This is a genomic window from Pusillimonas sp. T2, from assembly GCF_002236805.1.
Lineage (GTDB): Bacteria > Pseudomonadota > Gammaproteobacteria > Burkholderiales > Burkholderiaceae_B > Neopusillimonas.
Window position 1 is genome coordinate 14,196 of record NZ_NIQA01000011.1, and the last position, 23,910, is coordinate 38,105.

35 protein-coding genes are annotated in these 23,910 nt (G+C 54.0%); 12 read left to right on the top strand and 23 right to left on the bottom strand.

Translation table 11 applies throughout. The features are described from left to right. Positions 1 to 15 precede the first annotated feature (15 nt). Both PuT2_RS14085 and PuT2_RS14090 read right to left on the bottom strand, forming a co-directional pair. Complete coding sequence (locus tag PuT2_RS14085; RefSeq protein WP_093971631.1) at positions 16 to 402, bottom strand: hypothetical protein; 387 nt, start codon at positions 400 to 402, stop codon at positions 16 to 18. Continuing rightward, a complete protein-coding gene (locus tag PuT2_RS14090) occupies positions 395 to 1,618 on the bottom strand; it encodes an RNA-guided endonuclease TnpB family protein (RefSeq protein ID WP_093971632.1) in 1,224 nt (407 codons plus the stop codon). The genes PuT2_RS14085 and PuT2_RS14090 overlap by 8 nt, the downstream gene beginning before the upstream one ends. Positions 1,619 to 1,639: 21 nt before the next feature. Here PuT2_RS14090 and tnpA point away from each other — a divergent pair, with 21 nt between their 5' ends. Further along, the gene (gene tnpA / locus PuT2_RS14095) at positions 1,640 to 2,053 is read left to right on the top strand and encodes an IS200/IS605 family transposase (RefSeq protein ID WP_093971633.1); all 414 of its coding nucleotides are present in this window, start codon (positions 1,640 to 1,642) and stop codon (positions 2,051 to 2,053) included. Between the two features lie 60 nt (positions 2,054 to 2,113). Here tnpA and PuT2_RS14100 read toward each other — a convergent pair whose 3' ends face one another. From PuT2_RS14100 to PuT2_RS14135, 8 genes are all read right to left on the bottom strand, one after another. Further along, positions 2,114 to 2,392 carry a hypothetical protein gene (locus tag PuT2_RS14100; protein WP_093971634.1) on the bottom strand — a complete coding sequence of 93 codons (279 nt, stop codon included), beginning with the start codon at positions 2,390 to 2,392 and terminating at the stop codon, positions 2,114 to 2,116. 12 nt (positions 2,393 to 2,404) lie between these two features. After that, positions 2,405 to 3,013: a hypothetical protein gene (locus tag PuT2_RS14105; RefSeq protein WP_093971635.1), complete on the bottom strand. Its 609-nt coding sequence runs from the start codon at positions 3,011 to 3,013 to the stop codon at positions 2,405 to 2,407. A gap of 2 nt (positions 3,014 to 3,015) precedes the next feature. After that, positions 3,016 to 3,963, bottom strand: coding sequence for a nucleotidyl transferase AbiEii/AbiGii toxin family protein (locus PuT2_RS14110; protein WP_093971636.1), 948 nt, complete (start codon positions 3,961 to 3,963; stop codon positions 3,016 to 3,018). A 119-nt stretch (positions 3,964 to 4,082) separates the two neighbouring features. Then, a complete protein-coding gene (locus PuT2_RS14115; protein ID WP_093971637.1) occupies positions 4,083 to 5,114 on the bottom strand; it encodes an AAA family ATPase in 1,032 nt (343 codons plus the stop codon). A 52-nt stretch (positions 5,115 to 5,166) separates the two neighbouring features. Further along, positions 5,167 to 5,409: a hypothetical protein gene (locus PuT2_RS14120; protein WP_093971638.1), complete on the bottom strand. Its 243-nt coding sequence runs from the start codon at positions 5,407 to 5,409 to the stop codon at positions 5,167 to 5,169. A gap of 3 nt (positions 5,410 to 5,412) precedes the next feature. Further along, the gene (locus PuT2_RS14125; RefSeq protein WP_093971639.1) at positions 5,413 to 5,655 is read right to left on the bottom strand and encodes a hypothetical protein; all 243 of its coding nucleotides are present in this window, start codon (positions 5,653 to 5,655) and stop codon (positions 5,413 to 5,415) included. A 30-nt stretch (positions 5,656 to 5,685) separates the two neighbouring features. Continuing rightward, positions 5,686 to 5,985: a hypothetical protein gene (locus PuT2_RS14130; RefSeq protein ID WP_093971640.1), complete on the bottom strand. Its 300-nt coding sequence runs from the start codon at positions 5,983 to 5,985 to the stop codon at positions 5,686 to 5,688. An 85-nt stretch (positions 5,986 to 6,070) separates the two neighbouring features. Beyond that, on the bottom strand, positions 6,071 to 6,340 hold the full coding sequence (locus tag PuT2_RS14135) for a hypothetical protein (RefSeq protein ID WP_093971641.1): 270 nt from the start codon (positions 6,338 to 6,340) through the stop codon (positions 6,071 to 6,073). 213 nt (positions 6,341 to 6,553) lie between these two features. Here PuT2_RS14135 and PuT2_RS14140 point away from each other — a divergent pair, with 213 nt between their 5' ends. From PuT2_RS14140 to PuT2_RS14150, 3 genes are all read left to right on the top strand, one after another. Continuing rightward, positions 6,554 to 7,117, top strand: coding sequence for a hypothetical protein (locus PuT2_RS14140; RefSeq protein WP_093971642.1), 564 nt, complete (start codon positions 6,554 to 6,556; stop codon positions 7,115 to 7,117). Positions 7,118 to 7,221: 104 nt separating this feature from the next. Next, the gene (locus PuT2_RS14145) at positions 7,222 to 7,545 is read left to right on the top strand and encodes a helix-turn-helix transcriptional regulator (RefSeq protein ID WP_093971643.1); all 324 of its coding nucleotides are present in this window, start codon (positions 7,222 to 7,224) and stop codon (positions 7,543 to 7,545) included. Positions 7,546 to 7,571: 26 nt separating this feature from the next. Then, complete coding sequence (locus PuT2_RS14150; protein ID WP_093971644.1) at positions 7,572 to 8,960, top strand: type II toxin-antitoxin system HipA family toxin; 1,389 nt, start codon at positions 7,572 to 7,574, stop codon at positions 8,958 to 8,960. Positions 8,961 to 9,134: 174 nt separating this feature from the next. Here the strand turns inward: PuT2_RS14150 and PuT2_RS14155 are convergent, their stop codons facing one another. The 13 genes from PuT2_RS14155 to PuT2_RS14210 all read right to left on the bottom strand — a co-directional run bounded on the left by PuT2_RS14155 (position 9,135) and on the right by PuT2_RS14210 (position 17,575). Then, positions 9,135 to 9,389, bottom strand: coding sequence for a hypothetical protein (locus tag PuT2_RS14155; protein ID WP_093971645.1), 255 nt, complete (start codon positions 9,387 to 9,389; stop codon positions 9,135 to 9,137). Positions 9,390 to 9,590: 201 nt separating this feature from the next. Then, positions 9,591 to 10,076 (bottom strand): hypothetical protein, encoded by a 486-nt coding sequence (locus PuT2_RS14160; protein ID WP_093971646.1) that lies wholly within the window; start codon positions 10,074 to 10,076, stop codon positions 9,591 to 9,593. 230 nt (positions 10,077 to 10,306) lie between these two features. After that, a complete protein-coding gene (locus PuT2_RS14165; RefSeq protein WP_093971647.1) occupies positions 10,307 to 11,002 on the bottom strand; it encodes a hypothetical protein in 696 nt (231 codons plus the stop codon). Beyond that, positions 10,999 to 11,148 carry a hypothetical protein gene (locus tag PuT2_RS15860; protein ID WP_158214055.1) on the bottom strand — a complete coding sequence of 50 codons (150 nt, stop codon included), beginning with the start codon at positions 11,146 to 11,148 and terminating at the stop codon, positions 10,999 to 11,001. The genes PuT2_RS14165 and PuT2_RS15860 overlap by 4 nt, the downstream gene beginning before the upstream one ends. A 69-nt stretch (positions 11,149 to 11,217) precedes the next feature. Further along, positions 11,218 to 11,712, bottom strand: coding sequence for a hypothetical protein (locus tag PuT2_RS14170; protein WP_093971648.1), 495 nt, complete (start codon positions 11,710 to 11,712; stop codon positions 11,218 to 11,220). Then, on the bottom strand, positions 11,705 to 12,172 hold the full coding sequence (locus tag PuT2_RS14175; protein ID WP_093971649.1) for a hypothetical protein: 468 nt from the start codon (positions 12,170 to 12,172) through the stop codon (positions 11,705 to 11,707). Before PuT2_RS14175 ends, PuT2_RS14170 begins: the two co-directional genes overlap by 8 nt. A gap of 13 nt (positions 12,173 to 12,185) precedes the next feature. After that, entirely contained in the window at positions 12,186 to 12,737 is a 552-nt protein-coding gene (locus tag PuT2_RS14180; protein WP_093971650.1) for a hypothetical protein, read from the bottom strand. 76 nt (positions 12,738 to 12,813) lie between these two features. After that, positions 12,814 to 13,758, bottom strand: a complete 945-nt coding sequence (locus PuT2_RS14185) for a recombination-associated protein RdgC (protein ID WP_093971651.1) — start codon at positions 13,756 to 13,758, stop codon at positions 12,814 to 12,816. Positions 13,759 to 13,806: 48 nt separating this feature from the next. Further along, positions 13,807 to 14,337: a single-stranded DNA-binding protein gene (gene ssb, locus PuT2_RS14190; RefSeq protein ID WP_093971652.1), complete on the bottom strand. Its 531-nt coding sequence runs from the start codon at positions 14,335 to 14,337 to the stop codon at positions 13,807 to 13,809. A 151-nt stretch (positions 14,338 to 14,488) separates the two neighbouring features. After that, complete coding sequence (locus tag PuT2_RS14195; RefSeq protein ID WP_216820824.1) at positions 14,489 to 16,093, bottom strand: DUF4942 domain-containing protein; 1,605 nt, start codon at positions 16,091 to 16,093, stop codon at positions 14,489 to 14,491. A gap of 121 nt (positions 16,094 to 16,214) precedes the next feature. Next, the gene (locus PuT2_RS14200) at positions 16,215 to 16,433 is read right to left on the bottom strand and encodes a DNA-binding protein (protein ID WP_371596965.1); all 219 of its coding nucleotides are present in this window, start codon (positions 16,431 to 16,433) and stop codon (positions 16,215 to 16,217) included. Between the two features lie 40 nt (positions 16,434 to 16,473). Continuing rightward, positions 16,474 to 16,776 carry a hypothetical protein gene (locus PuT2_RS14205; RefSeq protein ID WP_093971653.1) on the bottom strand — a complete coding sequence of 101 codons (303 nt, stop codon included), beginning with the start codon at positions 16,774 to 16,776 and terminating at the stop codon, positions 16,474 to 16,476. 76 nt (positions 16,777 to 16,852) lie between these two features. Beyond that, positions 16,853 to 17,575, bottom strand: a complete 723-nt coding sequence (locus tag PuT2_RS14210) for a DUF5710 domain-containing protein (RefSeq protein ID WP_093971654.1) — start codon at positions 17,573 to 17,575, stop codon at positions 16,853 to 16,855. A 313-nt stretch (positions 17,576 to 17,888) separates the two neighbouring features. On the opposite strand from PuT2_RS14210, the gene PuT2_RS14215 reads away from it, so the two are divergent. The 8 genes from PuT2_RS14215 (at position 17,889) to PuT2_RS16235 (ending at position 23,735) form a co-directional block, all read left to right on the top strand. After that, positions 17,889 to 18,380 carry a hypothetical protein gene (locus PuT2_RS14215; RefSeq protein ID WP_093971655.1) on the top strand — a complete coding sequence of 164 codons (492 nt, stop codon included), beginning with the start codon at positions 17,889 to 17,891 and terminating at the stop codon, positions 18,378 to 18,380. Between the two features lie 396 nt (positions 18,381 to 18,776). Next, positions 18,777 to 19,643 (top strand): hypothetical protein, encoded by an 867-nt coding sequence (locus tag PuT2_RS14220; protein WP_093971656.1) that lies wholly within the window; start codon positions 18,777 to 18,779, stop codon positions 19,641 to 19,643. Between the two features lie 14 nt (positions 19,644 to 19,657). Then, a complete protein-coding gene (locus PuT2_RS14225; RefSeq protein ID WP_143516194.1) occupies positions 19,658 to 20,158 on the top strand; it encodes a hypothetical protein in 501 nt (166 codons plus the stop codon). Positions 20,159 to 20,176: 18 nt separating this feature from the next. Continuing rightward, positions 20,177 to 20,896 (top strand): adenylosuccinate synthase, encoded by a 720-nt coding sequence (locus PuT2_RS14230; protein ID WP_143516196.1) that lies wholly within the window; start codon positions 20,177 to 20,179, stop codon positions 20,894 to 20,896. Between the two features lie 230 nt (positions 20,897 to 21,126). Continuing rightward, positions 21,127 to 21,456, top strand: a complete 330-nt coding sequence (locus PuT2_RS16230; RefSeq protein WP_093971659.1) for a flagellar transcriptional regulator FlhD — start codon at positions 21,127 to 21,129, stop codon at positions 21,454 to 21,456. Between the two features lie 70 nt (positions 21,457 to 21,526). Then, complete coding sequence (locus PuT2_RS14240; RefSeq protein WP_143516198.1) at positions 21,527 to 21,868, top strand: hypothetical protein; 342 nt, start codon at positions 21,527 to 21,529, stop codon at positions 21,866 to 21,868. Beyond that, positions 21,868 to 23,394, top strand: coding sequence for a hypothetical protein (locus tag PuT2_RS14245; RefSeq protein ID WP_093971661.1), 1,527 nt, complete (start codon positions 21,868 to 21,870; stop codon positions 23,392 to 23,394). The genes PuT2_RS14240 and PuT2_RS14245 overlap by 1 nt, the downstream gene beginning before the upstream one ends. A gap of 20 nt (positions 23,395 to 23,414) precedes the next feature. Beyond that, the gene (locus tag PuT2_RS16235; RefSeq protein ID WP_093971662.1) at positions 23,415 to 23,735 is read left to right on the top strand and encodes a helix-turn-helix domain-containing protein; all 321 of its coding nucleotides are present in this window, start codon (positions 23,415 to 23,417) and stop codon (positions 23,733 to 23,735) included. Positions 23,736 to 23,910: the final 175 nt, after the last annotated feature.

The window sequence follows — 23,910 nt, forward strand, 5'->3', positions numbered from 1 at the left end:
TTGGAGGGGGATTTTTTAGCGCGCGGTCAGGCTACGTTGCCGGGCGGCGGGTAGGCCAAGCCCCCTATCCGGCCAACCGAGCACAATATGATTCAGGCTAAATGCTCCCAATTGAATGTTCAGGTGCCTGACCAGCTCATTCACCGGATGTCCGGGGTACAAATTTGCCTCTTCGATAGGGCGTTTACCGTCACAGGCGAGCGCGAACAGCGCGCCTGCATCAAGAACAAGCTGCCCGTCAGCGCGACCCTCAAGCGTCATCTTGGCCACGAAATCCGCCTCGGTACCGAGCCCATCACCATCCAAGAGCAGGTGCTCGCTCTCAATCTTCGTGCTTACAGCCCAGTGATCGTTGACATCCTCGCCCACCTGAAGGAAGGCGATTCCTACGACGCTAGACAAGAGCAAGCTCCTGCGTAGTCGCTTCGGCGGGTTCCTGCTTCGCAGGACGGTCCGACAGCACCGTTCCTCCACAGGCCAACACGGCATGTCCTGCCGCTAGAATGTTGATCGCGCCGACCAGATCGGCGTTTTCCTCGAAACCACACTCGACACAGGTAAAGCTGGCTTGCGTCTGGCGATTCTCTGCCGACACGTGAGCGCAGCACGGGCAGGTACGACTGGTGTTGCGCGGATTGACCGCGACCACCAGACCGCCTCGCCATGCCTGCTTGTATTCCAGTTGGCGGCGGAATTCGAACCAGCCTTGATCGAGAATCGACTTATTGAGTCCCGACTTGGCTTTAACGTTCCGCCCCGGTGCTTCGGTACTCCCCGCTGCTGACTTGGACATGTTCCGCACCTGCAAATCCTCGATACACACCATCGCGTGGTTTTGGCTGATCGTGGTCGTGGTCTTGTGCAGGTAGTCGCGGCGGATGTTGCCGATCTTTTGGTGGAGCTTCGTGACTTTGGCTTTCGCCTTCTTCCAGTTGTTGCTGAACTTCGTCTTGCGGCTCATTGCCCGCTGATACCGGGCAAGCCGCGCTTGCTGCTTCTTGAAACTGTTAATCGGCTCGAAGACCGTGCCATCGGAGAGCGTGGCAAAGCGGGCGATACCTACGTCCACACCCACGCTGGAGGTCGCCGGATGTATCGGTTCCGCCTCTTCCCGCTCGGTCTGGATCGACACAAACCACTTGCCGCCGTTGCTGGACACGGTGATGTTCTTCGGCGTGCCGAGAATGTCCCGACTGTTGCGGTAACGCAGCCATCCCAACTTGGGCAGGAACACGCGACTATTGCCGGCGTCGATCTTGAACTGCTTAGAGTCGGGGTAGCGGAAGCTGTCGATCATGCCCTTTTTCTTGAAACGCGGGAAGTTGGCGCGTTTGGCAAAGAAGTTCCTGTAGGCCCGCTCAAGATCTTTTAAAGCATGCTGCAAGGGATGGACCGGCGCATCGGAGAGCCAGCCTGTCTCGGAACTATTGCGCCACGCCGTGAGGTGTTTCGCCATGGCGACGTAGCCGATGAACTTGTTCCCGGCTTCGTGGTTTGCCTTCTGCAACGCCAGCGCCTTGTTAAACACGAAGCGGCACGACCCGGCGAAGCGGCGCATACAGCGCTGCTGTTCACCGTTGGGCTGTAGCTCATATTTGTAGGCTTGAAGGCGTTTCATGGCTCAATTATACTTTGGTCTATGATCGATGACAACGAAATTAGGCGTGGACGGCACTGTGTTTTTAAGATGCACGTCCATTTGGTCTTTGTGACGAAATATCGGCGCAAAGTGTTCGACGGCGATGCGATAGAGCGACTGCGCGGGATGTTCGCCAAGGTCTGCACGGACTTTGAGGCGTCCCTGGTCGAGATGGACGGCGAGAGCGACCATGTGCACTTGTTGGTGGAGTACCCGCCGAAAGTGTCGGTGTCGGCGCTGGTGAACAGCCTCAAGGGCGCATCCAGTCGCCGGTTGCGGAACGAACGGCCAGATATTAAAGGGCGGTATTGGAAAAACATGCTTTGGTCGCCTTCCTACTTTGCCGCATCCTGCGGCGGCGCACCCATCGGTATCGTCCGCCAGTACATCGAACAGCAGCAGACACCACACTGAAACCCAAGGACGGGTATGCCGTCCGCGCTATCCTTCCCCGACCAAGCTCGGCGGCTTTGCCTAAATGTCGCTACGCGACGGATCGCTTGTACGAGGTTTGCCGCGCATTCCGATCAGCTGATCGCCATCGCTTGTATTGCGAACCCATGCGCAGGGGCTCAGCACACCGCCCGACCATTGCTGCAGGGCGCAGCACAACACCAGACACCCACCGTCAAGCCAACCATAGTCCGGCAGTAGATCCAAGACCTCTTCGGCCCAGAGCACATCGACCAGGTGCGCCCCCAGAGGATGCACGTTAAGTGTGGGCGAGGAGCTGAAGTCTTGCCAGCGCGTCATCGTGCGCTCATCTCAAGAATGGTTGCGCATTGCTTGATAGGCTGTTGGCCAAGGCTGCTGGTGACGTTCAAAAACAGCAGCCAGGCGCGCCCAGTCGATCTCATCGCTTTGCAGGTCATCGATGTCTGGACACCAGGCGCGCTGATGACTGTAGCGCCCGTACTTGTAAGCATCGACCAATGCGCCGTAAGCCGAGAGCCTGGCAAATGAGGTTTGATCAATCTCCTGGGCAAATTCAGCAAACCATGCTCGGGGGCGCCGATGCAACTCAAAGCCGTCGATCTGGGGGACTGAGCGCCTATCGAGCACAATGACGTGTGTTTTATAGGGAATCTGGGTCGTCCAGCCTGCGTCATGCAAAACGGTTTCGGCGCCGATCACGGCCTCAGGAAAAACCAGACGCAGCGCGTTCAACGACTGGGTGCTCGCCGCCTGCGGGTCCACCAGCAAGTTGTAGTACACACCCACTTTCGGACCCACCGCACGGATCAGGCCCGCGTCCTTCCAGCGCTTGGCATAAATGGACGCTTTGGTCTTGTCCGCATCAAGTCTGGCCGCCAACATGGACAGCGAGAACACGGCCGGCAGCTGGCGAAGTCGTGCAATGGCCGAGATGTTCATGGCTATCGTACCTTGGGACGGGCAACGGCAGGATTGGCCGCATCCTGATCGTGGGCGTGCTCGCCATCGTCGAACCCGTCGACTCGGAACTCATCAAGCTGCCTGGCAATATCGGCCACCTGGGCGATTCGGTCCATGACCGTTGTGACCATCTGCTTGACGCCCTCGGGCCAAAGCACATTCCAAATCGCTTCGGGCAGCCAACGCTTTAAGTCTGGGTCGGCCTTATCGATGATCTGATCCACGGTGTAGCTGGTCAGGAAATGCTCCAATGCCTCATGAGGGGGCAATTGGTTGATCGTTTCGTAAGCACTTACATGACGAACAAACCGTAGTGCGATGTCATTTAGGTCGTTGGCTTGCTGCTGATCAATCCACCACAGGTCGAAAATGTCGCGCCATTTCAGAAAGGGGCGTGTTGCAAACGCGGTGAGCTTATCGGCATAGGCCGAGCGTAAAGTGCCGGCAGGAAGCGGTGAGGAGGAGCGCGTAACCACGTCGCCCTGGCGCACAGGAAAGACAAATTCAGACTCATACTGGCTAAGGTAGAGCGCATCGACCGGCCAGAACTCAACCTTGACCATGCACTTCTCGTGGTACTGGGCACTACTGGCCGTAATCTGAAAGTGCTGCAACCGCCCACCTTCACGCGTCTTGTTCTTCAGTTCCAAGGTCAGATCAGGGTGCGAGAGCAGCATGGCCGCTTGCATGCGTTTGAGAGCCTTGGCCATGATTGTTTCGAGCTCGCCCGTATTGTCGCTGGCCAACAGGAAATCCAGATCCTCGGAGTAGCGCGGGGAGCCCCAGGACATATTCAGTGAGGTGCCACCGTGAAACGCCACATCCTGACAGCTCCAGGAGGTGACCAGAGGCAGCGCCTCAGCAAATCGGAACTGAATCGTCGTGCTCCAGTCGCGCAAAAGGGCCGGCGGTGTTGGTTGGCGATTCATGTTGTTACCTTTGTTTGAAATTATCTATACGTAATTGTATAGATAAATGCGTAAATCGCTAAGTGCTAATTGACGGTGTCGTTATCTGTACCCGCTGCGCGTTGTCGCGCTGCCCAAGATTAATGTTTTGGGCACGTCTTCAGTGTCTGGACAATTGTCGTGATATTCGCCCCTTGATTGAGCACCAGGTCTCGCCGGATCTGTTTGCAAAGCTCGACAACGCTGTGCACGCTGTCAAAGGTTGTTGAAGAGATCCGCTCGATTTGTGGGCGCAGATCGAAGCCCGGTGTGATTTCCGATCGAAGCTCGCGGTTGACACATTCAACCACCATGGTTTGCGTGGGTTTGGTGAGTTCAATGACAAAATCAAATCGCCTGAGAAGTGCGCGATCCATTATGCCTGTCATATTGGTTGCAGCAACAAATAGACAATGAGAGGGCAAACGTTCGAGCTCGATCAGAAGGTGATTGGTAATGCGTCGAGCCTCGCCAACATCGCCCTGTAAGTCACGAGCCCCACCCAGTCCATCAAATTCGTCGGCAAATAGTACGCAGGGAGCTTGAGATGCGAACTCCAGTACGGTAGTCAAATTTTTGTTCGTGCCCCCTAAGTGGCTATCCATAAATCCACCATACTTAATTTGCAGAAAGGGCAGGCCGAGCTCGCCGGCGAAAGCTTCGGCAACCATCGTTTTGCCGTTGCCAGGCGGGCCATGAAGCAAGATTCTGTGACGTGGCTGCAACTGATAAGCTGCTAGTTTTGAGGCGAGAGTATGTTCGTAAATGATGGCCTCAATTTCGCGGCGAGCGGTATCGGCAAGAATAAGCTCGGTCAGTGTGTGACGAGGCTCATTGGCAATGAGCAGATTATCAGGAAGAGGACGTAACCGCGTTGGATTTGTGGTCAGGCGAGCAGCGAGTTTCTTTGAAACTGACGGGTAATGTTCATTCAACAGGTCGACAATCTGTCTTGTCTGTTCCTGTACTTTGTCCAATTGCCCCCAGCCAGCAGCGGCTACCAAGGCTGGCAGGCAATTGATGGCAGCCTTTGAGGCTGCATGCTGAGCCGATTTTGCCGATGCTTTTCGTTGCGGCGCCGGCGGCGGGCTTTCTAGTGCAGTGCATTCGAACTCTAAGCCTAAGTCTTGCATTTCTATCCCATAAAAACTCTGAACAAAAAGGGTGGGGCGCCTTTTACCGCGCTCAGCCAGGCGTGTGCACAGAAAAAAGAGCACGCCCCCGCATCGAAACGTTTGCCTGCTCACGCAAACGCGGGAGTAAAGCTTCGAATGCCTCCGGGGTCGTTTGCACCATGAAAACCAGGTCCTTCAGTGCTTCCTTGGGCGTCCATCCAGACTCTTTCTGGTTCAAAATGTCCGCATAAGCCATTGCCAGAGCATCTTGCTCTGTATCGAGAATATTTCTCAGCTGTACTGTCGTAGTCATCACTTATCCTTTACTGACGCTTGCTTTGTTGGAAAACTCTGCCAGGGGCAGGTCTGTTTCACCGATCACCTCTGCGTTTGAAATGATGGTGCCCATCGGAACGCTACCTTGCACCAGGTGCTGACGCACTCCATTGGAAAGATGGCGATCGCCAACGACGTAGCGCTTTGCGGCCGACCACCAAAACGGTGGGTCCACGCGCTCCCATTTCATTTCGCCGTCACTTCCTAATTCAATCGTGTTCATCGGTTGAGCCTAAAAAAGGTTATTCAATTTCTAGCCGCGCATTCCTGGCCGCCTTGGGGCGTTGTTCTCAGGTGCGCATTTGGCCCATCCCAGAACAACGGTTTGTCCGGACGTGGAGATTCGAAAGTCTTGTCCGATACGCACCTGGATACGTTCGGCATCGAGCGAAATCTGATCTGCCAACTCTTGCGGACAGTCCACGGCGAATTCGAGCTCAAGGGTGTCAAAGGGCAAGAAGGCCAGGCGCGCGTAGTCGCCCCCTTTTTCTCGCTGGCGATCAGCGTAGACAATGCCACCGGGGTAGATACCGCTGAAAATACGGGAGTCCATGGTGTAGATCCTTATGAGCAGAAGGCACAGTAAACTCAGGCAAAGTTAGTGCACGCAAACAGCAAAATAAAGGATTTGCACCAGATTATTTTTCACTCCCAGTTTTGTGGGCATCAATGAGGTGTGCCACAACAACGTAGGCATCACCCAGTTCGATGCCAGCGTTCATTGCCTGCTCAATCGCGTCGTAGGAATTCTTGCTTTCAAGCTGCGTGCACATGCGATCGATGAGGCTGCAAGCCTTGGCGTCATCATTGAGCCCTAATCGCGCAAGCTCCCTGCGAGCCGCTTCACGCCCGACGGGGTCCAGGGTTGTCGTTATGAAAAATTGCGGTTGCATGATGATTTTCTCCATCTCTAATGGGCGAGTAAGTTTGCCGGGTCGAACCGACGGTGGGGAATTCATGGGTGTACTTTGGGACAGTATGGCCAGAGTTGGAGAAAAAATAGAAAGTGGCCAGGACATGTGGTTAAGGTGAGCGTTTACAGGGAAGTGGGTTTGATAACTGTATCCCTCGGTATAGTTGCGCTTAGAAAATCCATCGGCCTGTAACCACAGCAACGCACCATGAACAACACCAGAGACAACCCGGTACCGGAAAACACTCTCAGAGCAATAACCGAGCGTTTGCTCGAAGAGGGTACGAAGGCGCGCGCAAATTTCCAGATCTGGAGCCTTTTGCGCGAGGATGGAGCACTTGACCATCCTGAGTTCGGCTCTTATTTCTATGCCAGCAAGGTCGGGGCCTTCTCGTTGTTCATGTTGGCGTTGAGCAAGATGTTTGATACAGACGAGCGATCAGCTGGCTTTAAAGCGCTTCGACGGGTGCTTAAAGAGGTTGGTTGGCATGATCTGGAGGCCAACCTGAGGGGGCAACTGGATCCAATGCACAACGTCGTGCAGGCATTCATGGGTATTCGAAGCAAGTCCCTGGTGCACAACTCAACTTTCATCGCAAGGGACGATGTGTACGAGAGGGCAGGTCTGTTGGTTGAGGATCTGCGCATGCTTGTTGACACGGCATGTTGCTGCATAGAACAGGTCGCACAGCGACTGCAGATTCCCAATCGCGGCATGATGACTAATCGTGTTCAGACTTCTCTTAAGAGCCTGCTCGCTCAAATTAGGTGAGAGCTTCCCCGTAAAAGCTCACCTTTGGACTTTCTTCCCTATTAAGCTGCATAAATGTATAATTCAATACACAAAAGCCCTAATTTAGTTTGTTTAATTAGACAATGAATACTAAGCGCGGCTACGGCCCACTGCTTTCTTTCCAAAGCCAACAAGCACTCGAGCTGGTGGGACGCAATTTGCGTACGGCCCGTTTGCGCCGAGGCGAATCAGAGGAGTTGGCGGCTCAAAGAACGGGTGTTTCGCGCCAGACGTGGCGAAACCTGGAGGCTGGCAGCGCCTCTGTTTCGATTGGTCTGTTCTTTGAGGCCATGGTCATTTATGGATTTGCGGAGCAGTTGTTCGAGCTGGCAGATCCTGAAATAGATTTGGACGGCCAAGCGCAAGACGCAGCCAGGCGCCCGCGCAAAGGGCGCACTGCAATTTGAGTGGTATTAAATTTTAGGTCGACGACATGGCAAACCAGAATTCGAAGCTGCGACGCAAAGAAAAAGATGTGGAGCATCGACTGTATGTTCTGGTGCAGATTGGCCACCATCTTGTAACCGCCGGAACGCTTGAGCTTAACGACAGCGGCGCAGAGTTTTCTGCCCAGTTCACGTATGCGCCCAATTACCTGGACCAAGCCCAGCAGGGCAAAGCGTTTGCGCTGGATCCGGTTAACTTGCCTTTGCGAGCGACGCCTTTTCAGTCGACCAGTAGATTTTATCGATTGGGCGCCTTGTTTGACGCCGCCCCTGATGCGTGGGGGCGAACTGTCATGGCTGCCGATGCCGGCGTATCGCCCACCTCATTGAGTGAGTCTCAAGTTTTACTCAAGGGAAAGGGTAGCGGGGTGGGTGCAATTTTGTTCTCGCCGGTTGAGCCGCAGTCAGAGACGCTCGCCGTCGATGCGACCGCACATCTGCCTGGTATTGGCGATCTTGATGCTATATACGAAACCATTCACGCAATCGAGTCAGGAGCACAAGTCGATCCAGAGTTACGGGATATGCTCATGAGCTCTTGGGATATTGGCGGGGCCCGGCCCAAAGTGGTGGTTGTCGATAACCAGGGCCAAGAATGGATTGTCAAATTTCCAAGAACAATTGATACGTATAGCCGCCAAAGAGTCGAGTGGGCCAATCTGAAGATGGCTGAGGCGATCGACATTCGCATCCCTGAAATAGGTCTGCACGAACTGAACACCGGTGACTGTGCTTTACTGGTCAAGCGGTTTGACCGCACGCGCGATCCTGAAACGCCAACAAAGATTTTACGGAACCATTACCTGAGCGCGGTTTCGCTGATCAGCCCGCCGGCCAATTTCGACAAACGCCAGCTCGATAGTGCTTTTGGCGCATCTATTTTTTCTTATGCGCGTATCGCCAGCGTCATTCGACAGGTCGGTGAAAACATTACAAGAGATTTGCCCGAGCTTTTTGCAAGAATGGTTCTTAACATCCTCGTACATAACACCGACGATCACTTAAAAAACACGGGATTCTTATTGAGCGCTAACAGCACCGGCTATCGCTACAGGTTAAGCCCCCTGTTTGATGTTGTTACCCAAGAGGGCACAACCAAGCATATGTTGCATATAGGCCCCGGCCTGGCGGGGCAACCCAATGCCGGGCGCATCGGGTCGTTGGAGAACGCTCTGGCGGGGTCACGCAGTTGGGGTATCAAGCCTAAAGCAGCACGGGAGATTGTTGACCAGGTGAGCGCGGCAGTGGCCAACCGGGTGCAGTTCTACAAGGAGGCTGGAATGACCCAAGAGGAAATTGACCTCGTGCAACGCTGGGTCAGCGCTGATGCGACCAGTAACGATTTGCCGGTTGTGAGCTCAAAACCTAGAGGCTAGAGGGCAAGCGACTCTTGGTACCGCAGGGATATCTAGCTTTTATCGCTGCCGGGATTCCAGGCGTCCGTGTGCGGATCCTGGCCTGTGAAAATTGACCCGGTGCGCTCGAAAAACGTTCGCGCGTGCCCCGTCGATTCGATCAATTTACAGCGGGCCATTTAGCTCAAACCGGCCTCAGCCCAAGCCATCTTGTTTTGAAACTCGCCAAGATCCTTTGTTCTGGATGCAAAGTGAACCATACTTCGGGTGTTGTTGCACATGAGCAAGCGATCCACATTCGGTTTGTGACTTGCTTGGGGAGACAAGGCTACCTTGCGCGGAAAACAAAGGATTTGGAGACGCGGTAAATACAAAGTGAAGTTGCACAACAACCGCAAGTAGCGAGATGATTAGCAATGCAGCGATCAGCAGACGATAGGCGATGTGCATACAACGTTGCTCCTTCGTGCGTCTTAGAGACTTGGTTTGATAGTGTCAGACATCGATCGGCCACAAGCTTGATCGAAGGAGTCATAACAGTAAGATTTTAACTCCTGTTCTGCGAGCGCCATAGGCATGGTTTGGTTGTGGTGATAGCCATCGCCACCGCTACGTTCGGTGGCTTCGCCTAAAGGTTGCTGCGCAACCAAATCAACTAGACAAGGTTTGCCTGGCATTCCGATCAACCTCTTGCGAGACGAGTCCTTGATTCGAGCCATTAGCCCGAACAGCGGCCAGCAACAGATTGGCGTTATCTTCGCTTGCAATAGCCCATCGGTACCGATCTGCATCGGCCATGCTGTTCTTGATGTCGGGATGTAACTCAAGCGTGTCTGCGCTGGGGTCGACAATCTTGTTCTGCTCAAACAGGATCACGTAGCACATGCCAGCGATGATTCGCATTGCAAAGCCAGGGGCCTGACGCATAAGCTTGGCAAGGTGATTAGCTAGCGTTTTAAGGTGTTCAACGTTTTCATAATCAAAACATTCTTCAGTGCGCTCAAGCAGCTCGAACAAATTCTCGCCACAATCTTGCGAGCCATACGGTCCACCGAAGCGCCCGTCCAGAAGATCAAGCAGGCTCATGAGCTCGCCGCCCGCGTCAATATCCGAAGTCGTTGGTTTGGCCATTTTCATGAGGATCCCCTATTGTTGATCTGAGGCCGCGCTGTGCACGCGTTGATGTGCGGCAATGGCAGCCATGAGAGCGCGCGCAGAGGCGAGTTCTTCCTGTAGCTCATCCCACTCGGTACGCGGCACTTCGATTGTGGAAAACCGCCTTTCACAGCCAACACATAGCCGACGGCGGGTACGATCACGACTATCGATGACGAGCGTTTTGTCTGTGCAGTGGATGCATCGCATGCTCAGATCACAACCAAATCGTGCAAATCGGCAAGTGCGTGAAAACGCACCTTGGCCATACGGTCAGCCGGTACCGACTCGCGGGGCTCTGACCAACGAGCCAGCTCGGTGCTGTGCAAAATATCGCGAGCGGCCGCTTCGAGCCTCTGTAGCCGATGCACAAGTGCGAGCACGTTCGTGGGGTTAGCCAATGCCGCAAATGCCGCCACATCCTCGCGTGCAATTGAGTCGGGCCAGGTGCCCAGATTGTCACTGGCCAGAAATACCGGGGGTTTGGCGTTTGCTGGATCGCTAGTTAGTGCTGCAGCGCCATCGTTGAACCAAACAATTCCTTCTTGATGGCTCCAGTGCCCGGCACCGGCGGCTATCGCCGCTGCCTTGAGCGCCTCAAGGTCAAGAGATTGTGCTTGGGCTGTGTGAGTATCGTCGTTAGCAACGGGCCCTGGGGTTTGTTCAGCAGGCGCGTTCTGTTCCACCCATCGCTTAGTGGCCCAGATCAGATGCGCCTCCCAGTTCTCGGCAAGAGAGGGCTTGCGCGCGCATTGTTCCTGAGCTTGAGCATTGAACGACTCGGTGGCAATGGCTTTGATTTGAGCAAACATCTTGTCGTCGGGAAATAGGCCGGCGAGCCATTGGGCGCGGCTCGTCTGGACCTTCGAGCCGTCATCATGCGGCTCTTGGAATTTTTGTGTGGTCATTGGTGTCGTGCCTTACGCAGTTCCAGAATGAGACAGAACAAGCCAGCCAAAAACAACACTGAACCGAGCCAGACGGCGACGCCCGGGCTCATGCGAGGCGCAACCAGAACGAGCGTGGCCAGAAACAAAACCCTTGAGTTTGACATGGACATTTCCTGAAATGATCGTAGTGAACGGTAGAACCAGTATGGCCAATGGCCGCGAAAAACCGAAACCTAAAAGCGTGCTCGAGCGTGATGAGCGGCCACAGCAGACTCTGTTGCGTGCAATTCGGCGTCGCTCTGCGGGTTTATTTCAGGGTCTATTGAGCCGATCAGGCCCGTGGACAAGTCCGCAACGCTGCCGACGTCGCACTCCTGCAGCAATTCGACCAATGCTGCTTGCAGGTTTGCGTAGCTGGTGTGCCCCCAAGGCGTCCGCTGCGCATCAAAACGCGTTAACTGATACTGGCCACTGCCTTGAGCAGAGCCCGTCAACAAAAGCAAGCAGCCCGATCGGGTTTGAGCTTGCAGCCCGATAGGATCCCTGAGCAACAAGGCTAGACGCTGCACCAGAGCATTGCGCACGGCAAGCTGCTCGGTGCACAGCGCGAACCAGCCGGTTAACGAATTGGACAACTGATCACGTGTCCCGCTCGAACGCAACTGGGATAAAGCCCTTGTGCTGGCCCGAAGTTGCTGCTGAAGAGCGGTCAATTCCTGGTCAGGCATTGGCAACGCCACTTTGCTCAGCTTTAAGACGTGCGATCTGCTCCAGTTCCTTGCGGTGTTGGCGAGCCATGTCCCGGCTTTCACGCAAAATACGCAGGGTGTCTTGAGCAATGACTCGGTTCGTGGCCAAACTAATCGCCTCCTGAGCCTGTTCCACATTGGGGAAGGATTGCTCGATGAGCTTCTTTAATCGTTCTGTGATCTCATCAAGCGTGCCTGCTTGCAAATTCGGGCGCTCAAGAAGCTGGGTGATGGCCACCAGTTCTGGGGGAACGTCTTTGATGGTGGATGCAACTAGCGGATCTGCGCCGATGTAGCAGGCCTCGGGCGCCTGCGGCCATTCGTTGCGGCAGATATCGAATTCGCCGTAAAGCCAGGCACGCAGAAATTCCATACCGCTATCTGCATTTACTGCGAATTTGATGGCCTGGACGGCCGCGTCTGTGGTTTGCGTTGTCATGTAAGAGTTTCCTTTAGGCAGCTTTAGGGCGGACAAGGGGACGGTGTGTTTGGGCAACGTCATCCAAAATGCCTCGACATGAAATCAATAGCACCTGTGCGTTATTGAACTCATGAACACAGGTCATGACGGGCTCGGTGCTTGGGTCTGACCAGATCCGCTTGACCGTGTGTGCGACATAATCGGCCAACGTATCGCCACGCTCGCCTTCGGGCAGATCCTCATCCAAGCGCATCTCGCCACCGTAGTAGGCGGTATCCGCACTGGCCAGTGCTTGCGCAAGCGTGCTGGCCGACGACAAGCTTGACAATGCATCAACGACTTGGGCGATCTCGTCCTGGGCCCGTGTCAGGGCGCGCGAAGCTACCTGAGCAGCCTCGGTTAGATCCGATTGGGCGTAGTCCTGCACGACATCGAGAACCTCGACCTGGATAAAACGGATCAGCAGATCCTCGTTCGGGGTAGAGGGATCGACCAAACCGTCCTTCACCTGTGGGTGATCCAGTGCGATCTGATCCAGCAGCGCTTGGCCGGCTGATTGGCGCTCAGTTTGCTGAGAAGGCATACGTGTGTTCCTGTGAAGTTTTGTAATGGAGGCAAAAGACCGGGTGCGAACGCGTGCGCACAAGCTCTAGCATCGTTTAGGCCGCCTGCAGCTCGGCGCCGCTGGGGGCACTGGACTGTTGCTCAACCCTTTCGCCCCCCAGAACCTGCACCAGATTCGCGAGCAAGCCGTTGATTTCCCCGGTCATAAGCGCAAAATCAGCGTCGAACTGCTCGGCCTCGTTCTGGGCGGTATTTGCCTCGCCTTGCAGCACATCCAAGGGAGTGATGCGTTTAATGTCGAAACTGTCCGTCAGGACAAAGGAAACCCGATCATTCCAGGTCATGGCCAAACGCGTACATTGCTTGCCTTCCTGGATGTGCTTCTGCGCATCATCCAGAGCCACGCTCTCGCGTACATAGCGAATCTTGCCGCCCCCGGTTTGAGTGGAAGCCAGCTCGGCATCCTGATCAATGCTGAAGCCCTCGATGGGTTCAGCATCAACAAGCCAGCTGGTCATACACGCTGCCGGTGATTGCTGAACCAGCAGAGGCTCAACAGGGAAGGGCTCAATGGCCTTGGCCAACAGGCCCAGAACCTCATCGCTTTTCGCCGAAGAGCCTGCATCAACCACAAGCCAGTGATTTTTGGTGTCAATCCACACCCGGGTGTCGCGATACAGGCTAAAGGCGCGCGGCAAAAGCTCGTCGGTCACCTGCTCCTTGATCTCTTTCATCTGGCGCTTGCCCGGCTTGTAACCCTGCTGCTCTTCCATGGCCTGAGCTTTATCTTGAGCAAACTGGTTAATAACCGAAGTGGGCAACAGTTTCTTTTCCGAGCGAAGAGCGATCAGATACTGACCGTCCTGCGCATAAACAAGCCCGCGATCGTCACGCACCGGCACCCAGCCCAGGCGTTGCATGGCGCTTTTGTTCTCCTGCTCCTTGGCAAAGGCCTGCGGTGAGAGAGCGTCCTCGAGCTCTTGTGCGCTCAGTGACCAGGTGGGCAGCAAACGAAATACACGTAGATTCTTGAACCACATAGCAGATCCTTGTTCAGTAAATAAAGAGGATGGAAACAGTGCCCGTTGTTAGATGCAACGCCACGCGGCGCCGTGGCCGGCACGCATGAACGGAATGTCGTCGTCCATATCAGAGGGCCCGCCGCGGGCTTGTGCCGGTTGTGCGGGACGATTCGGGGGGGCAGATACCTGGTCACGCGCGGGCTGCGCACTTTGGCGCGATGGCGCGTTGCCATAGTTGGCCGCACTGCCGGCATCACCCTCGCGCCCGCCGAGCATTTGCATCTGATCGGCAACAACTTCGGTGCTGTAGCGATCCTGCCCGGTTTCCTTGTCTTGCCACTTACGGGTTTTCAGGCGGCCTTCTACATAAACCGAGCGGCCTTTTTTCAGGTATTCGCCGGCAATTTCAGCCAGGCGGTTGTAGAACACCACGCGGTGCCATTCGGTTTCTTCGCGTTTCTCGCCACTGGCCTTGTCTTTCCAGACCGAAGTCGTGGCAATGGATACATTGCAGATGGCGGCGCCGTCGGGGCTGTAGCGCACTTCAGGGTCGCGCCCCAGGTTACCGACAAGAATGACTTTGTTCACTGAGGCCATGGGAGGCTTCCTATGAAAATGAGTATTTGAAATTAAACTTGTAGTATGAAAAATAACTTTATGGCATGCCCAGGTAAAGGATTGAGACAGCCTTTTTTACACCTGGGCCTAGCCTACAGAACCGAATCGAAAAAACGAAAGCGCATCATGGCTACTTCGTGCGGTTGGCTACCAGCACGATCACCGAGACACTAGCGCCCTCAAAGGCATTGTCAATCGGTGAGCTGAATTCACATTCAAAACCAGCAAGCGCAACCTGAGATCGTGCGCTCGAAGGCAAAATTGCAACCAAACGCCCCCCGTGAGCGACCAATGCGGCCGCAGCCTGCAGGTGAGCTTGCCAGCGTCCGCGATCGAAGGGCGGGTTCATAAGTACGCGGTCAAAGCGTGTTGCGCAGCGAGCGGCAAAGGACAGAAAGTCCGCTTCGTGCACATCGCTGTAGCCTTTTTCCCGAAGCACACTGGCGTGCAATGCGCTTACCTCAACGCAGGTCACTTGAGCCGGATCGATATGGGAGATCAGTGCGCCTAACCCGGCACTGGGCTCTAAACACCGGTGCTCCGCTTGAACCTGGGCCGCATCGTGCACGCGCTGAGCCAACCCTTCAGGCGTCGGGTAGAACTGATGCGATTTGTGCTCGGGAATGCAGCCGGTCAGAAGCACTTCGCTAAGCACGGGCGCTACGTCGTAATCGAACATCATGTGCTCTTTGGCCAAACCCGAGGGTACCCCACCTAAGGCCTTGAGCACCGCCCGCGCGTCTTTGGCAGCATGGGGCTGCTTGATCGCGCCCATCGGCAGGTAGCACACGAAGTGAGCCGGGCCCTTAACAACACGCACATCGCGCAACAGCGCTAGAGTGGCAAATGCCAGTGGCTTTTGAAGCAGATCGACGCTGCGGGTGCGCCGCGTAGCAGGGCGACGAAACTGACTGGGGATCGCCGCCGGATGAAGGTAGGCCAGAATCTGATTCAGTCGCCAAGCAATGTCCGGATGCACCTCGATATGAGCCGTGCCTTTTTTGTACAGGCGCATGCGCAGCGCGCCCCCATCCAACGAACACCATTGGCCTGTGCGTGTGGCCAGGTGTCGTAGCAATGGATAGGTACCGTCCCAAGGCATCTCGCCACGCCCTTGCAGTTTGGCAACGACGGAACGCAGATCGTTGATCACGCCGGCGCGAGAATGGTTGGGGTAACCCATGGCGTCGGTCGCGTAGTAAAGGATCATGCGCTTGCCAAAACCTTGAGGGCTATTGGTGATGTGCTCGGGTGACAGGGCGCGAAAGATACCATCGACTCGTTCGGCCAGGAATTGCGCTCGGCTGGCCAACAGATCCGCCAAGGTACTGCGTACAGTATCTTCCGTAAACTCCGGGGTGCTGTGCTCGCGGATATGGGAAAACCACTCATCGCGACGACGCTGAGGCATGCAGTCGATGACATCGGTCAGTTGCAGCGTGCGGTTCCAGTAGGTGGAGTTCAAGGCCTTGATCGCACCGTGCGCAACAAAGAGCTCAGTGACATCGCCGACCCGGTACCGCTCGGATTTCAGATTACCTTCCAGAAAGTGGGTGATCAACCCCTGGTTTTCGGGTAACGCTAACGTAGCTGCCAGGCGTTCGAGGCGGTCGCGATCATGCCGGTATGAGCCAACCAGGCCCGTAATCATGTCGTGGTCGACCGGCGCAAAGAACTGCTCTTGATCCAATTCCTCGCAAACAACGGTTTGGTGTGCACTTGTTTCGCTGGCCATACTTGCTCCTGAACATTATTGATGTATCGGTTCAGAGTACAAATACTTCGCGAAAAAACGAAACTAGTGATTAAACTGGGCCCGTAGGGTACTCAAGTGGATGCGCCAATTTGGCGCGCACTCAATGGGTGAGCTTAAATGAAAGCTGCAAGCCCAGCGCGCGGGCAACTTTCATAATCGTTGAAAGACTCGGGTTGCCGTGACAAGAAAGCGCCTTATTCAGCCTCTGGCGGCTCATGCCCACTGCGCGTGCTAGCTGGCTAAGGTTCCAGCGCGGGCCACATCTCCCAGCGCAGCCGCAATCAGTGCAGGTTCGCCTTCCTCGAGTCCTCCGTGGCATAGCGACTGAGTTTTACGTCCATCATCTTTACTCCTTCCAATCAACTGCGCTCAGACACCGGGTCGCCTTCGTAGGAGAACAAATAGGCTGCGCCCATGGCAAAGACATTCATGACCAATGAGGCGCCAACAATCTGCAGCCCGGCCAGCAGGGAGAAATCAAACTGCTGATGTAGGCGAATGAGCGAGACGGTAGGCGACACGCCAAACAAGCTAAAGACGGCGCAGAAAAAAACGTAGTTCGTTAAGGCCCAGCGCGCGTAACGAACCAGAAGCGGTACGCTCAGGGCTAGGCATACGACACAAGTAATCAGGGCGGTAATATGGAACATATCCAGACGCATGGAAATCTCTCGTTTCGGTGGACTTATTTTATTACATGCGAGTAACAAAATAGCATATAGAGCCGGGACAAAAAGGTCACGCTGGCCGAATGGCCATGCGGTGAACAAATTCGATGCCAGTCACCAGTGACCGGGCACCCGCCTCAAAGGCAATGCCTACGGGCGTGAGCTCGGTGTACGCGGCCGCCGTACTGGATCGTGGCGAAAGCAGGGGCTGATCGCTTTTGGTTGCGTCCGAAATGACGCCACGACAATGCACACACGTGTTGGACCAAAGCTGTTTTACCTTGCGATAACTGGGGGCGACCTGGCGCATATGCGCAACTATCGGATCTGACAGGTAGTAGATGTTGTAGGGCAGGGCTTCAACACCTTGACTTACCCAGGTCCGTGATATTTCGGTGTTCAGCCAATCCAGTAGATCAGGGTAGGAGTACACGCTGTTGATGCCTTGACCGTCGCCCAGGTGGGCAGGCAGCTGCAGGGCCATCGATTCATACGAGCGTGGCAAGACAAATCCATAAATGGGCGTGCGCAGCTGGCAACGAAAGCAGGTGTGGTGAGTGCTGGCCAGGTAAAAGGAGTCGGCACGCACGTTGACCCATCGATCCAGACCATTCGGGGCGCGATTGCCCTGCTCACTAGGGGAGGACGATGATTGGCTAAGCCAACGAGCAAAGCCACTTTTGTCCTGGTCTGTGAAAATGTACCAGCGCTTGGCTTGCTTGTCCCAACGGGCACCTTGTTCGCGCGCCTGATCCTTCTCCTCGAAGGGAACGTCAAGATAGATGCGTTGCATGATGTGCTGTCCTTTGGAGGGTTTCTCAAACGGTGCAGCTTGTTGGAGCAGTAGAGGAGGGATTGCCTTGCGCCTGTTTGAATACATGCGTAGGGCAGTTTAGTGGTAACAGAACAAATATCAATAGTGACGTTATACAGCGAGAAAAGCGTTAATTCAAGGGTTCGGATCAAGCTTTCTTTGGCCTAGAAATGGGTTGGCCTTTATTCGGTTTGGCGTTAAAGTCGATACTATAATAACGACTTTAAAGGCACAGATGTAGAGTTCTGTTCGCCGTCCCACCATCTCTTTGACCGTTTGCGGAGCCCTTTTCATGAGCCAGATCACCGAAGCCATACGCCAATCCCTTAACGTGCTTTGTGACCGCGGGGGCGTCATTGGCGGCGATGTGGCCTTGTGGTTGGTGCTGCACAACGAGCCCGATGTGCCCTTTGTGCAATTGGGGCTCATTGAGGTGTTTGTGCCAGCTCAGTTTGATGCCAGCGGCATTGATTTATCAAGCAATCAGATACAACTGGCCCTTTGGCCCGTTTCGGCACAAACGCCCTTTGAAACGATCGCTCACGCGGCCGTGCAGCTGGAGCACTGGAAAGTGCTCAATCCCGCGCACTTGTTGGTGCGATTGCTGGATCTGCATAGTGAGCAGCGCGAGCCGCACTGCGCACAAGCTCTGGCCGATGCCATTAGCGCTGTCGGTATTTGCCTGGGCGAGACCCAACGCGTCCTCGCTTTTGAAGCCATGGGCGCCGAACATCGTAAGCGCTTCAGCCAAATCGCTAGGCAGTTTGAACAAACGCATTATTGAAAAACCTCATTGCATTAATTTGCCGTTGTAGGTAAGTGAGAATGATCCTGAGGTTAATTGATGTGCTTCTCCGAAGGTTTGATTACTTAGTGCATGGAAATTGGCCCGACGATGAGAGCTCCACCTGTTTTTTCAGCGAATATATTCGCCCCCGCCCCCCCAAGAGTCTGATATACGTGCCGGTGATTCTTCGCACACAGGCTGACTCCGGGCATCCAAAGATCTGATTCGACGACACAGACTTGGCTGCGCTGAAAATTCAAGGGATGGGTAGAAGTAGGTTTTATATCATTCCTACTGGAATATCAATAAAGACTAAATTCTTCCTTCTAAAACCTTTAATCTGGCTTGAACCTTTGGCACCATGACGGCATTAAACGCTCATGGAGCCCTGTCATGTCAGAGCAAAATTCCAGTGATAAATTTCGCTTAACCGACGAATCCCGCATGGTTGCGGGTGTGCGGGTTTACCGCATTCAGGCGTTGCGTGATATTGATATCGATGTGCCTGGTGTACGTAAAAGGGTGGTTGCTGGCGAACCCGGTGGGTTCGTAATGCACGAGCGCAACCTCAGCCAATTTGGTAGCGCCTGGATTAGTGATGACGCCTGCGCGATACAACATGCCCTAGTGGCTGATAAGGCTTTGGTACAGGGTAATGCCCAGGTCCGTAACTGGGGCCAGGTGCGTGGGCAATCTCGCGTATTTGGGTCAGCTGTGGTAGGGAATCGACTAGTCGTAAGTGACGCTGTCCTCTCAAAGAGTACGTGGCTCAATGACATAGAGCTAAATGCTTATCGCCAATTTACCCATGACATTTATTCCATAAGTCGGGCCAATGCTTCTCGCATTGTCCGTATGGCTATGAGTCATTTGAACGACCAGAGCGACGCGCTGGGTAAGTGGCGTCTCGCATTGTTGGAGCTAAAGCCAGATCAATCCTGGAGCCGCCAAAACGTATCAGCCCTTGGCTTCTGTATTGAAAATAGCACCAGTTTGCAAAACTTGCGCCGATCAATATCCGATCGAATCGAGCAAATGCGTTTGTTGGTCGACAGCGCCTACAGTGCCCAGCTAAGAGAAAACTCAAAGCAACTTGTCGTGCAGGTGCGCCAGGCCGATGAGTGCGTTGATGCGCTGATTGAGGCCGTCCGCTATCACCATAAGCTTCGTCAGGCGGGGCCTGATGAGTTTGCTCTGTCAGACATGCTTCGTCAGCCCTACGTTGGCCCCGAAATTCTGGGCAACCCGCCCCGCCATTAATTACATTCCCTATTATGTTGATTCCTCAATCACGCTCTGATCAATTAGCGCTCGCTCGAAACATGATGAAAAAGGCAGCACTGTGTCAGCCTGGTCCGGTATCCAGATTTGCTGGTGGTGAATTATTGCGGGTATTGGTGCCGCACTATGACCCGCAGCAGGACAAAGTGCGCATGTTTGATGTGATCGGCCAGACTTGGATAAAAGATGAGTTACGGTCATGCCAGGCTCTAAGAGAGCTCGAGACGCAGCAGCCTACTCAAGACATCATGCCTATTGATCGCACACAGCCAACAAGATTCTGGCTTGACACACTGATTTGGCTTTACCAAACACGCCGTTCGATAGTACTGGCGGCCAATGAGCTGGTCGAACAAGTAGAGTTACTGGTTGCCGATTTAACATGCCCACTTGAAAAGTCACAAGTATTTGAATGGTTCGTCCTGGGCCAGGAACAGTCTGATGACTCAAACGACGCGCACAGCCCCAAAGCGCGCTACGCCATGCGTGGCTAATCATACTATTGCCAGACTATGAGCAATACGACGCAGAAGTCATTACATAAGTCGCTTTGCGAAATTGCAGTGAAGTGGCTCAAACGCGCCCCTTCCGCTGGTGGGCCAGGTTGCGCTGTAGCTATGAGCGAGTGCAAAAGTGGTGTCGACGGGGAAATTCCTGACGCTATTGGTTTTCGTCGAACTGGCTATGATGCCACCGACGGGAGCGTTCTTGTTGAGGTGAAAACATCTCGAGCGGACTTTCTTGCTGATGCCAAGAAATCCCACCGCATTTCAGGGGGAATTGGCTCTTGGCGCTACTATATGGCTCCCAAAGGTTTGATTGATCCGAATGATCTCCCAATGGGCTGGGGACTATTGCAGGTAAATGAGCGGGGCCACGTCAAGGCGCTCGCTGGACATGCCACCTACTTCAAGGGCCGACATGATGAATATCTGCGCCAGGCTTGTCTATGGCGCTTCCTTGACGTAGATGTAAGTCGTGAGCAATTTTTGCTTGTTCGCGCGCTTGCAAATACGGGTGACCCGCAAAAGGTATTAATAATGCTCCGTGAAGCCAATAACCGCGCAGCGCGCTTGACCGCGGCGGTCGAAAGAATAGCCAAAGCTTTGGGTCTTCCTCAGCACACATCATCCTATGAGGTTGAGCGCACGGCACGGCTGTTACGTCAGCGGATAGAACATGATTTTAATAAAATGTCATGCCTGACAACGGATATTGCCAGGCACGGTTAGTGCCTTTAAACAACGAAGAAAACACGTCCACCATTAGACCCTCTGTTTTCTGCCACAGATGAACGCCCCCCCAAGCAATGAGATAAATGTCTGGCTGGCAAACAACAGACCTAAAAGAGGAGGAGCTTGTGATGTCGTTTGTTGCACGTTAAAAATCGTCGATTCACGTCATTTTGCTTTTTATAGTCGCTATTGATATATTGAAAAGATTATTAAAGGCGTCTCAACTAATGACTAGAGCTACACAACACGTTCAGCATAGCGATAGGTCTGCTTTATCTGACGTTCATGAATTCAATTTGGCTTTCTTGTTTTTGGTTAGAAAAATAGCAATCCTAGGTACTGAGCATGACAAACTTAGCCTTGGATTGGATTCAATCAAGGCAGGGTTGATGGCCAAAATGACCGATCGGCAGTTGCTAGATCTCGCGCGATCTTCGCTTGTAATGAGCCGCTTTGCACTCGATGATCATGCCTTATTGTCAGCCTTGAACATCGGGCGTGAGTCTGGGGTGCTATCACGCGCTCGAGCGGCGTTAAGCGACAAAGTCATAGCTTAGCTATTTTCATTCAAGGTTTTGTAGTATCTTGCAAATCATTGAATAATGACGGATAAGCAGCGAGGTCATAATGAGCTGGCAAAGAGTAGGCGTAGCAGTTGGTGCAGTTGTTTTATCAGGCTTGAGCGCTGTGGGGGGCAAATTTTGGGGTCAACATTTGGCCCGAAAGGCTCACAAACATTTGCATGAGGAAAACGAGAAGCTACGCGCAGAACGCGAGGCCTTAACCTCATTTTTTGAACATCGAGGCTACAACTACGAAACGATAATCGCGCAGATCTTTGCTCAACGTCCGGCAAATGAAGCTCAATTGCGCGAGCTGTTGGCCGAATTTTCGCTGTCAGAAAAAGAAATTGAGCGAATTAGCGAAAAATTGGCGGAACTGCACTTTTACGACCAAAAGGCAGCGTAATGAGTGTGCAAGATCCGGTTCAAGCCATGCTCGAGCGCATGGGCGGTACCCAGCTTCAGCGTCAGTACCAGACCCATGCGGCAACCATTGCCCCACGCAAAAGATTGCCCAACGCAGAGTCTGACATTTACTCGTACAGCTACTGCATCGTCGTAGGCGGGCTGGCCGCTGTAGCCGACGCGTTGCTTGACCGTATGTTTCGCGCCGCGATGGATGAGAAGCACAAGTTGCTAAGTCCTAACGAGCAACAGTTGCGAGAGAATGCGGTACAAGATTACCTCGTGACGGAGAGCCTCAAACCCGACACTGGCCCGACCATGGGCATGGACTATTACGAAAAACTCAATGAAGAGTTGAGGCTGTCCGACGGGTTTAAGCTTCGCCCGGCAAATCACCGCATCTTGAACCATACCGACCGCGAAGCGGTAATAAAAATGCTCATGAATGGTGATGCGGGCTTTGGTGGCACAATCAGTGGCAAGTTCCCAAAGATGACCCTTGAGCAAGCGACCAAGCTATTTGATTTGCACATAGCTGCTGATCAGGGCTCACCCCAGAGCATTCCTCTGAAATTCATGTCCTGGCTCTGGGAGCAGGGCGTTAAAAGTGCCAATCCGGATGCGGCCGGCGCTAGTTCGCCTGTTTATGAGTTCCTGCAAAAGCTCGCGCCTAATGGGGATTGGTCAGGTTGGATCAACAAGTTTTGCGAAGGCAACCCTATTAAGTCGCCCGCCACGTTGGGCGACGCGATGCTCAAGCTTTATGAACTTCGCATCATCAACGAGCGAGTATTCTGGACCAGCAACCTGGGGGCGGCCGTCGGCGGATTCAAGCGTCGTCTGATCATCACGGTACTGATGGAGTTGGCCGTTGAGCTCTATGCTGTCTTTGAGGGTGTGCGGCTAGGTCATATCAAGTGGCTTGATGACCGCGAGTCGCTCGCTACTCAAATACTTCGTTGGCGCGACCAACCCAAATACGTTGACATGAAGATCATGATTCAGTGTATGGCCAGCTCCTACGGCGTGTTGCGATTGGCAGCGGCCCAGGATCCGCTGTCTTTGAATTTCACCTCCATAGGCATGACAATCAAGCACTTGGTTTGCTACCCGGCTATGATCAACAGGCATTATGTGCACTTGGCGAGTTTTTCCAGGACTGACGCGCTTTCTATTGACGCCGCCTTCGTTGCGCGCACCGGTGTGGTGTTGCCAAGTTTGAATACCGAGGAGTTTGACAAGATGAAAGCGTTCGATAAGCGAATTATCGACCTGGGGTGTTTTTCCACCCGGGTACGGGTGTTGGGCAGCCGCTACGAGGCCCAAGTCGAACCTTTGATTGCGCGCCTTGAAAAGTTGGCGCTTTATGCGCAAGAGAACGATGCGGCCATGGCGTTGTTCGATTCCTTGTGTGAATCGTGGTACTTGGCCGATATCGAGGATGACAACAAGGCATTGGCGCAGTTCGAGAGCGATCTGGATCGGATTGAGAAGAAGATTCGCCTCACGGTGGTGAAGAACAATTAACACGATCCACTGACAGTGAAATGGCTCTAGGCGCTGAGGTACGAAAACAGCGAAAGAAGCGCGGCTGGACCTTGGAGGAGCTTGAGAGGCGCTCCGGTGTATCGCGCGGAAGCATCTCGGCTCTTGAAAAGAGAGACAGCAGCAAATCCCAATATGCCCAGGCCTTGGCTCAAGCTTTCGGTCTTACCCTTTCGCAGTTACTCCGACTCGGGCACAGCCGGGCTAGCACAGCCATCAGCAAGTCGTCTTGGTCTGAGGACGAGGTGGAAGCCGCGTTTGATTATGGCCAACGGCTCGAGCACGCCATGCGCACGCGAGGCGTCTCTGCCCAGACTGCATGAACAATATCGTTCATCCCTGCGATGAATCGCTCTGGGATGCGCGCCAGAAGGGACGCCGATCGTTATCATCAAGGTATCACCCTTGTGATCGACTAGATCCATTGGCCTCCCATCGGCGGCATAAGCCGTAAGCTACAGGTTCGCTCCAAAGAACCTAAGGAACCTCTGAACAAGT

What these genes read in the sequence shown, in the direction of transcription:
- PuT2_RS14090 (WP_093971632.1), bottom strand. Translation starts at nt 1,618, where the DNA reads ATGAAACGCCTTCAAGCCTACAAATATGAGCTACAGCCCAACGGTGAA.
- tnpA (WP_093971633.1), top strand. Translation starts at nt 1,640, where the DNA reads ATGATCGATGACAACGAAATTAGGCGTGGACGGCACTGTGTTTTTAAG.
- PuT2_RS14100 (WP_093971634.1), bottom strand. Translation starts at nt 2,392, where the DNA reads ATGACGCGCTGGCAAGACTTCAGCTCCTCGCCCACACTTAACGTGCAT.
- PuT2_RS14105 (WP_093971635.1), bottom strand. Translation starts at nt 3,013, where the DNA reads ATGAACATCTCGGCCATTGCACGACTTCGCCAGCTGCCGGCCGTGTTC.
- PuT2_RS14110 (WP_093971636.1), bottom strand. Translation starts at nt 3,963, where the DNA reads ATGAATCGCCAACCAACACCGCCGGCCCTTTTGCGCGACTGGAGCACG.
- PuT2_RS14115 (WP_093971637.1), bottom strand. Translation starts at nt 5,114, where the DNA reads ATGCAAGACTTAGGCTTAGAGTTCGAATGCACTGCACTAGAAAGCCCG.
- PuT2_RS14120 (WP_093971638.1), bottom strand. Translation starts at nt 5,409, where the DNA reads ATGACTACGACAGTACAGCTGAGAAATATTCTCGATACAGAGCAAGAT.
- PuT2_RS14125 (WP_093971639.1), bottom strand. Translation starts at nt 5,655, where the DNA reads ATGAACACGATTGAATTAGGAAGTGACGGCGAAATGAAATGGGAGCGC.
- PuT2_RS14130 (WP_093971640.1), bottom strand. Translation starts at nt 5,985, where the DNA reads ATGGACTCCCGTATTTTCAGCGGTATCTACCCCGGTGGCATTGTCTAC.
- PuT2_RS14135 (WP_093971641.1), bottom strand. Translation starts at nt 6,340, where the DNA reads ATGGAGAAAATCATCATGCAACCGCAATTTTTCATAACGACAACCCTG.
- PuT2_RS14140 (WP_093971642.1), top strand. Translation starts at nt 6,554, where the DNA reads ATGAACAACACCAGAGACAACCCGGTACCGGAAAACACTCTCAGAGCA.
- PuT2_RS14145 (WP_093971643.1), top strand. Translation starts at nt 7,222, where the DNA reads ATGAATACTAAGCGCGGCTACGGCCCACTGCTTTCTTTCCAAAGCCAA.
- PuT2_RS14150 (WP_093971644.1), top strand. Translation starts at nt 7,572, where the DNA reads ATGGCAAACCAGAATTCGAAGCTGCGACGCAAAGAAAAAGATGTGGAG.
- PuT2_RS14155 (WP_093971645.1), bottom strand. Translation starts at nt 9,389, where the DNA reads ATGCACATCGCCTATCGTCTGCTGATCGCTGCATTGCTAATCATCTCG.
- PuT2_RS14160 (WP_093971646.1), bottom strand. Translation starts at nt 10,076, where the DNA reads ATGAAAATGGCCAAACCAACGACTTCGGATATTGACGCGGGCGGCGAG.
- PuT2_RS14165 (WP_093971647.1), bottom strand. Translation starts at nt 11,002, where the DNA reads ATGACCACACAAAAATTCCAAGAGCCGCATGATGACGGCTCGAAGGTC.
- PuT2_RS15860 (WP_158214055.1), bottom strand. Translation starts at nt 11,148, where the DNA reads ATGTCAAACTCAAGGGTTTTGTTTCTGGCCACGCTCGTTCTGGTTGCG.
- PuT2_RS14170 (WP_093971648.1), bottom strand. Translation starts at nt 11,712, where the DNA reads ATGCCTGACCAGGAATTGACCGCTCTTCAGCAGCAACTTCGGGCCAGC.
- PuT2_RS14175 (WP_093971649.1), bottom strand. Translation starts at nt 12,172, where the DNA reads ATGACAACGCAAACCACAGACGCGGCCGTCCAGGCCATCAAATTCGCA.
- PuT2_RS14180 (WP_093971650.1), bottom strand. Translation starts at nt 12,737, where the DNA reads ATGCCTTCTCAGCAAACTGAGCGCCAATCAGCCGGCCAAGCGCTGCTG.
- PuT2_RS14185 (WP_093971651.1), bottom strand. Translation starts at nt 13,758, where the DNA reads ATGTGGTTCAAGAATCTACGTGTATTTCGTTTGCTGCCCACCTGGTCA.
- ssb (WP_093971652.1), bottom strand. Translation starts at nt 14,337, where the DNA reads ATGGCCTCAGTGAACAAAGTCATTCTTGTCGGTAACCTGGGGCGCGAC.
- PuT2_RS14195 (WP_216820824.1), bottom strand. Translation starts at nt 16,093, where the DNA reads ATGGCCAGCGAAACAAGTGCACACCAAACCGTTGTTTGCGAGGAATTG.
- PuT2_RS14200 (WP_371596965.1), bottom strand. Translation starts at nt 16,433, where the DNA reads ATGCCACGGAGGACTCGAGGAAGGCGAACCTGCACTGATTGCGGCTGC.
- PuT2_RS14205 (WP_093971653.1), bottom strand. Translation starts at nt 16,776, where the DNA reads ATGCGTCTGGATATGTTCCATATTACCGCCCTGATTACTTGTGTCGTA.
- PuT2_RS14210 (WP_093971654.1), bottom strand. Translation starts at nt 17,575, where the DNA reads ATGCAACGCATCTATCTTGACGTTCCCTTCGAGGAGAAGGATCAGGCG.
- PuT2_RS14215 (WP_093971655.1), top strand. Translation starts at nt 17,889, where the DNA reads ATGAGCCAGATCACCGAAGCCATACGCCAATCCCTTAACGTGCTTTGT.
- PuT2_RS14220 (WP_093971656.1), top strand. Translation starts at nt 18,777, where the DNA reads ATGTCAGAGCAAAATTCCAGTGATAAATTTCGCTTAACCGACGAATCC.
- PuT2_RS14225 (WP_143516194.1), top strand. Translation starts at nt 19,658, where the DNA reads ATGTTGATTCCTCAATCACGCTCTGATCAATTAGCGCTCGCTCGAAAC.
- PuT2_RS14230 (WP_143516196.1), top strand. Translation starts at nt 20,177, where the DNA reads ATGAGCAATACGACGCAGAAGTCATTACATAAGTCGCTTTGCGAAATT.
- PuT2_RS16230 (WP_093971659.1), top strand. Translation starts at nt 21,127, where the DNA reads ATGACTAGAGCTACACAACACGTTCAGCATAGCGATAGGTCTGCTTTA.
- PuT2_RS14240 (WP_143516198.1), top strand. Translation starts at nt 21,527, where the DNA reads ATGAGCTGGCAAAGAGTAGGCGTAGCAGTTGGTGCAGTTGTTTTATCA.
- PuT2_RS14245 (WP_093971661.1), top strand. Translation starts at nt 21,868, where the DNA reads ATGAGTGTGCAAGATCCGGTTCAAGCCATGCTCGAGCGCATGGGCGGT.
- PuT2_RS16235 (WP_093971662.1), top strand. Translation starts at nt 23,415, where the DNA reads ATGGCTCTAGGCGCTGAGGTACGAAAACAGCGAAAGAAGCGCGGCTGG.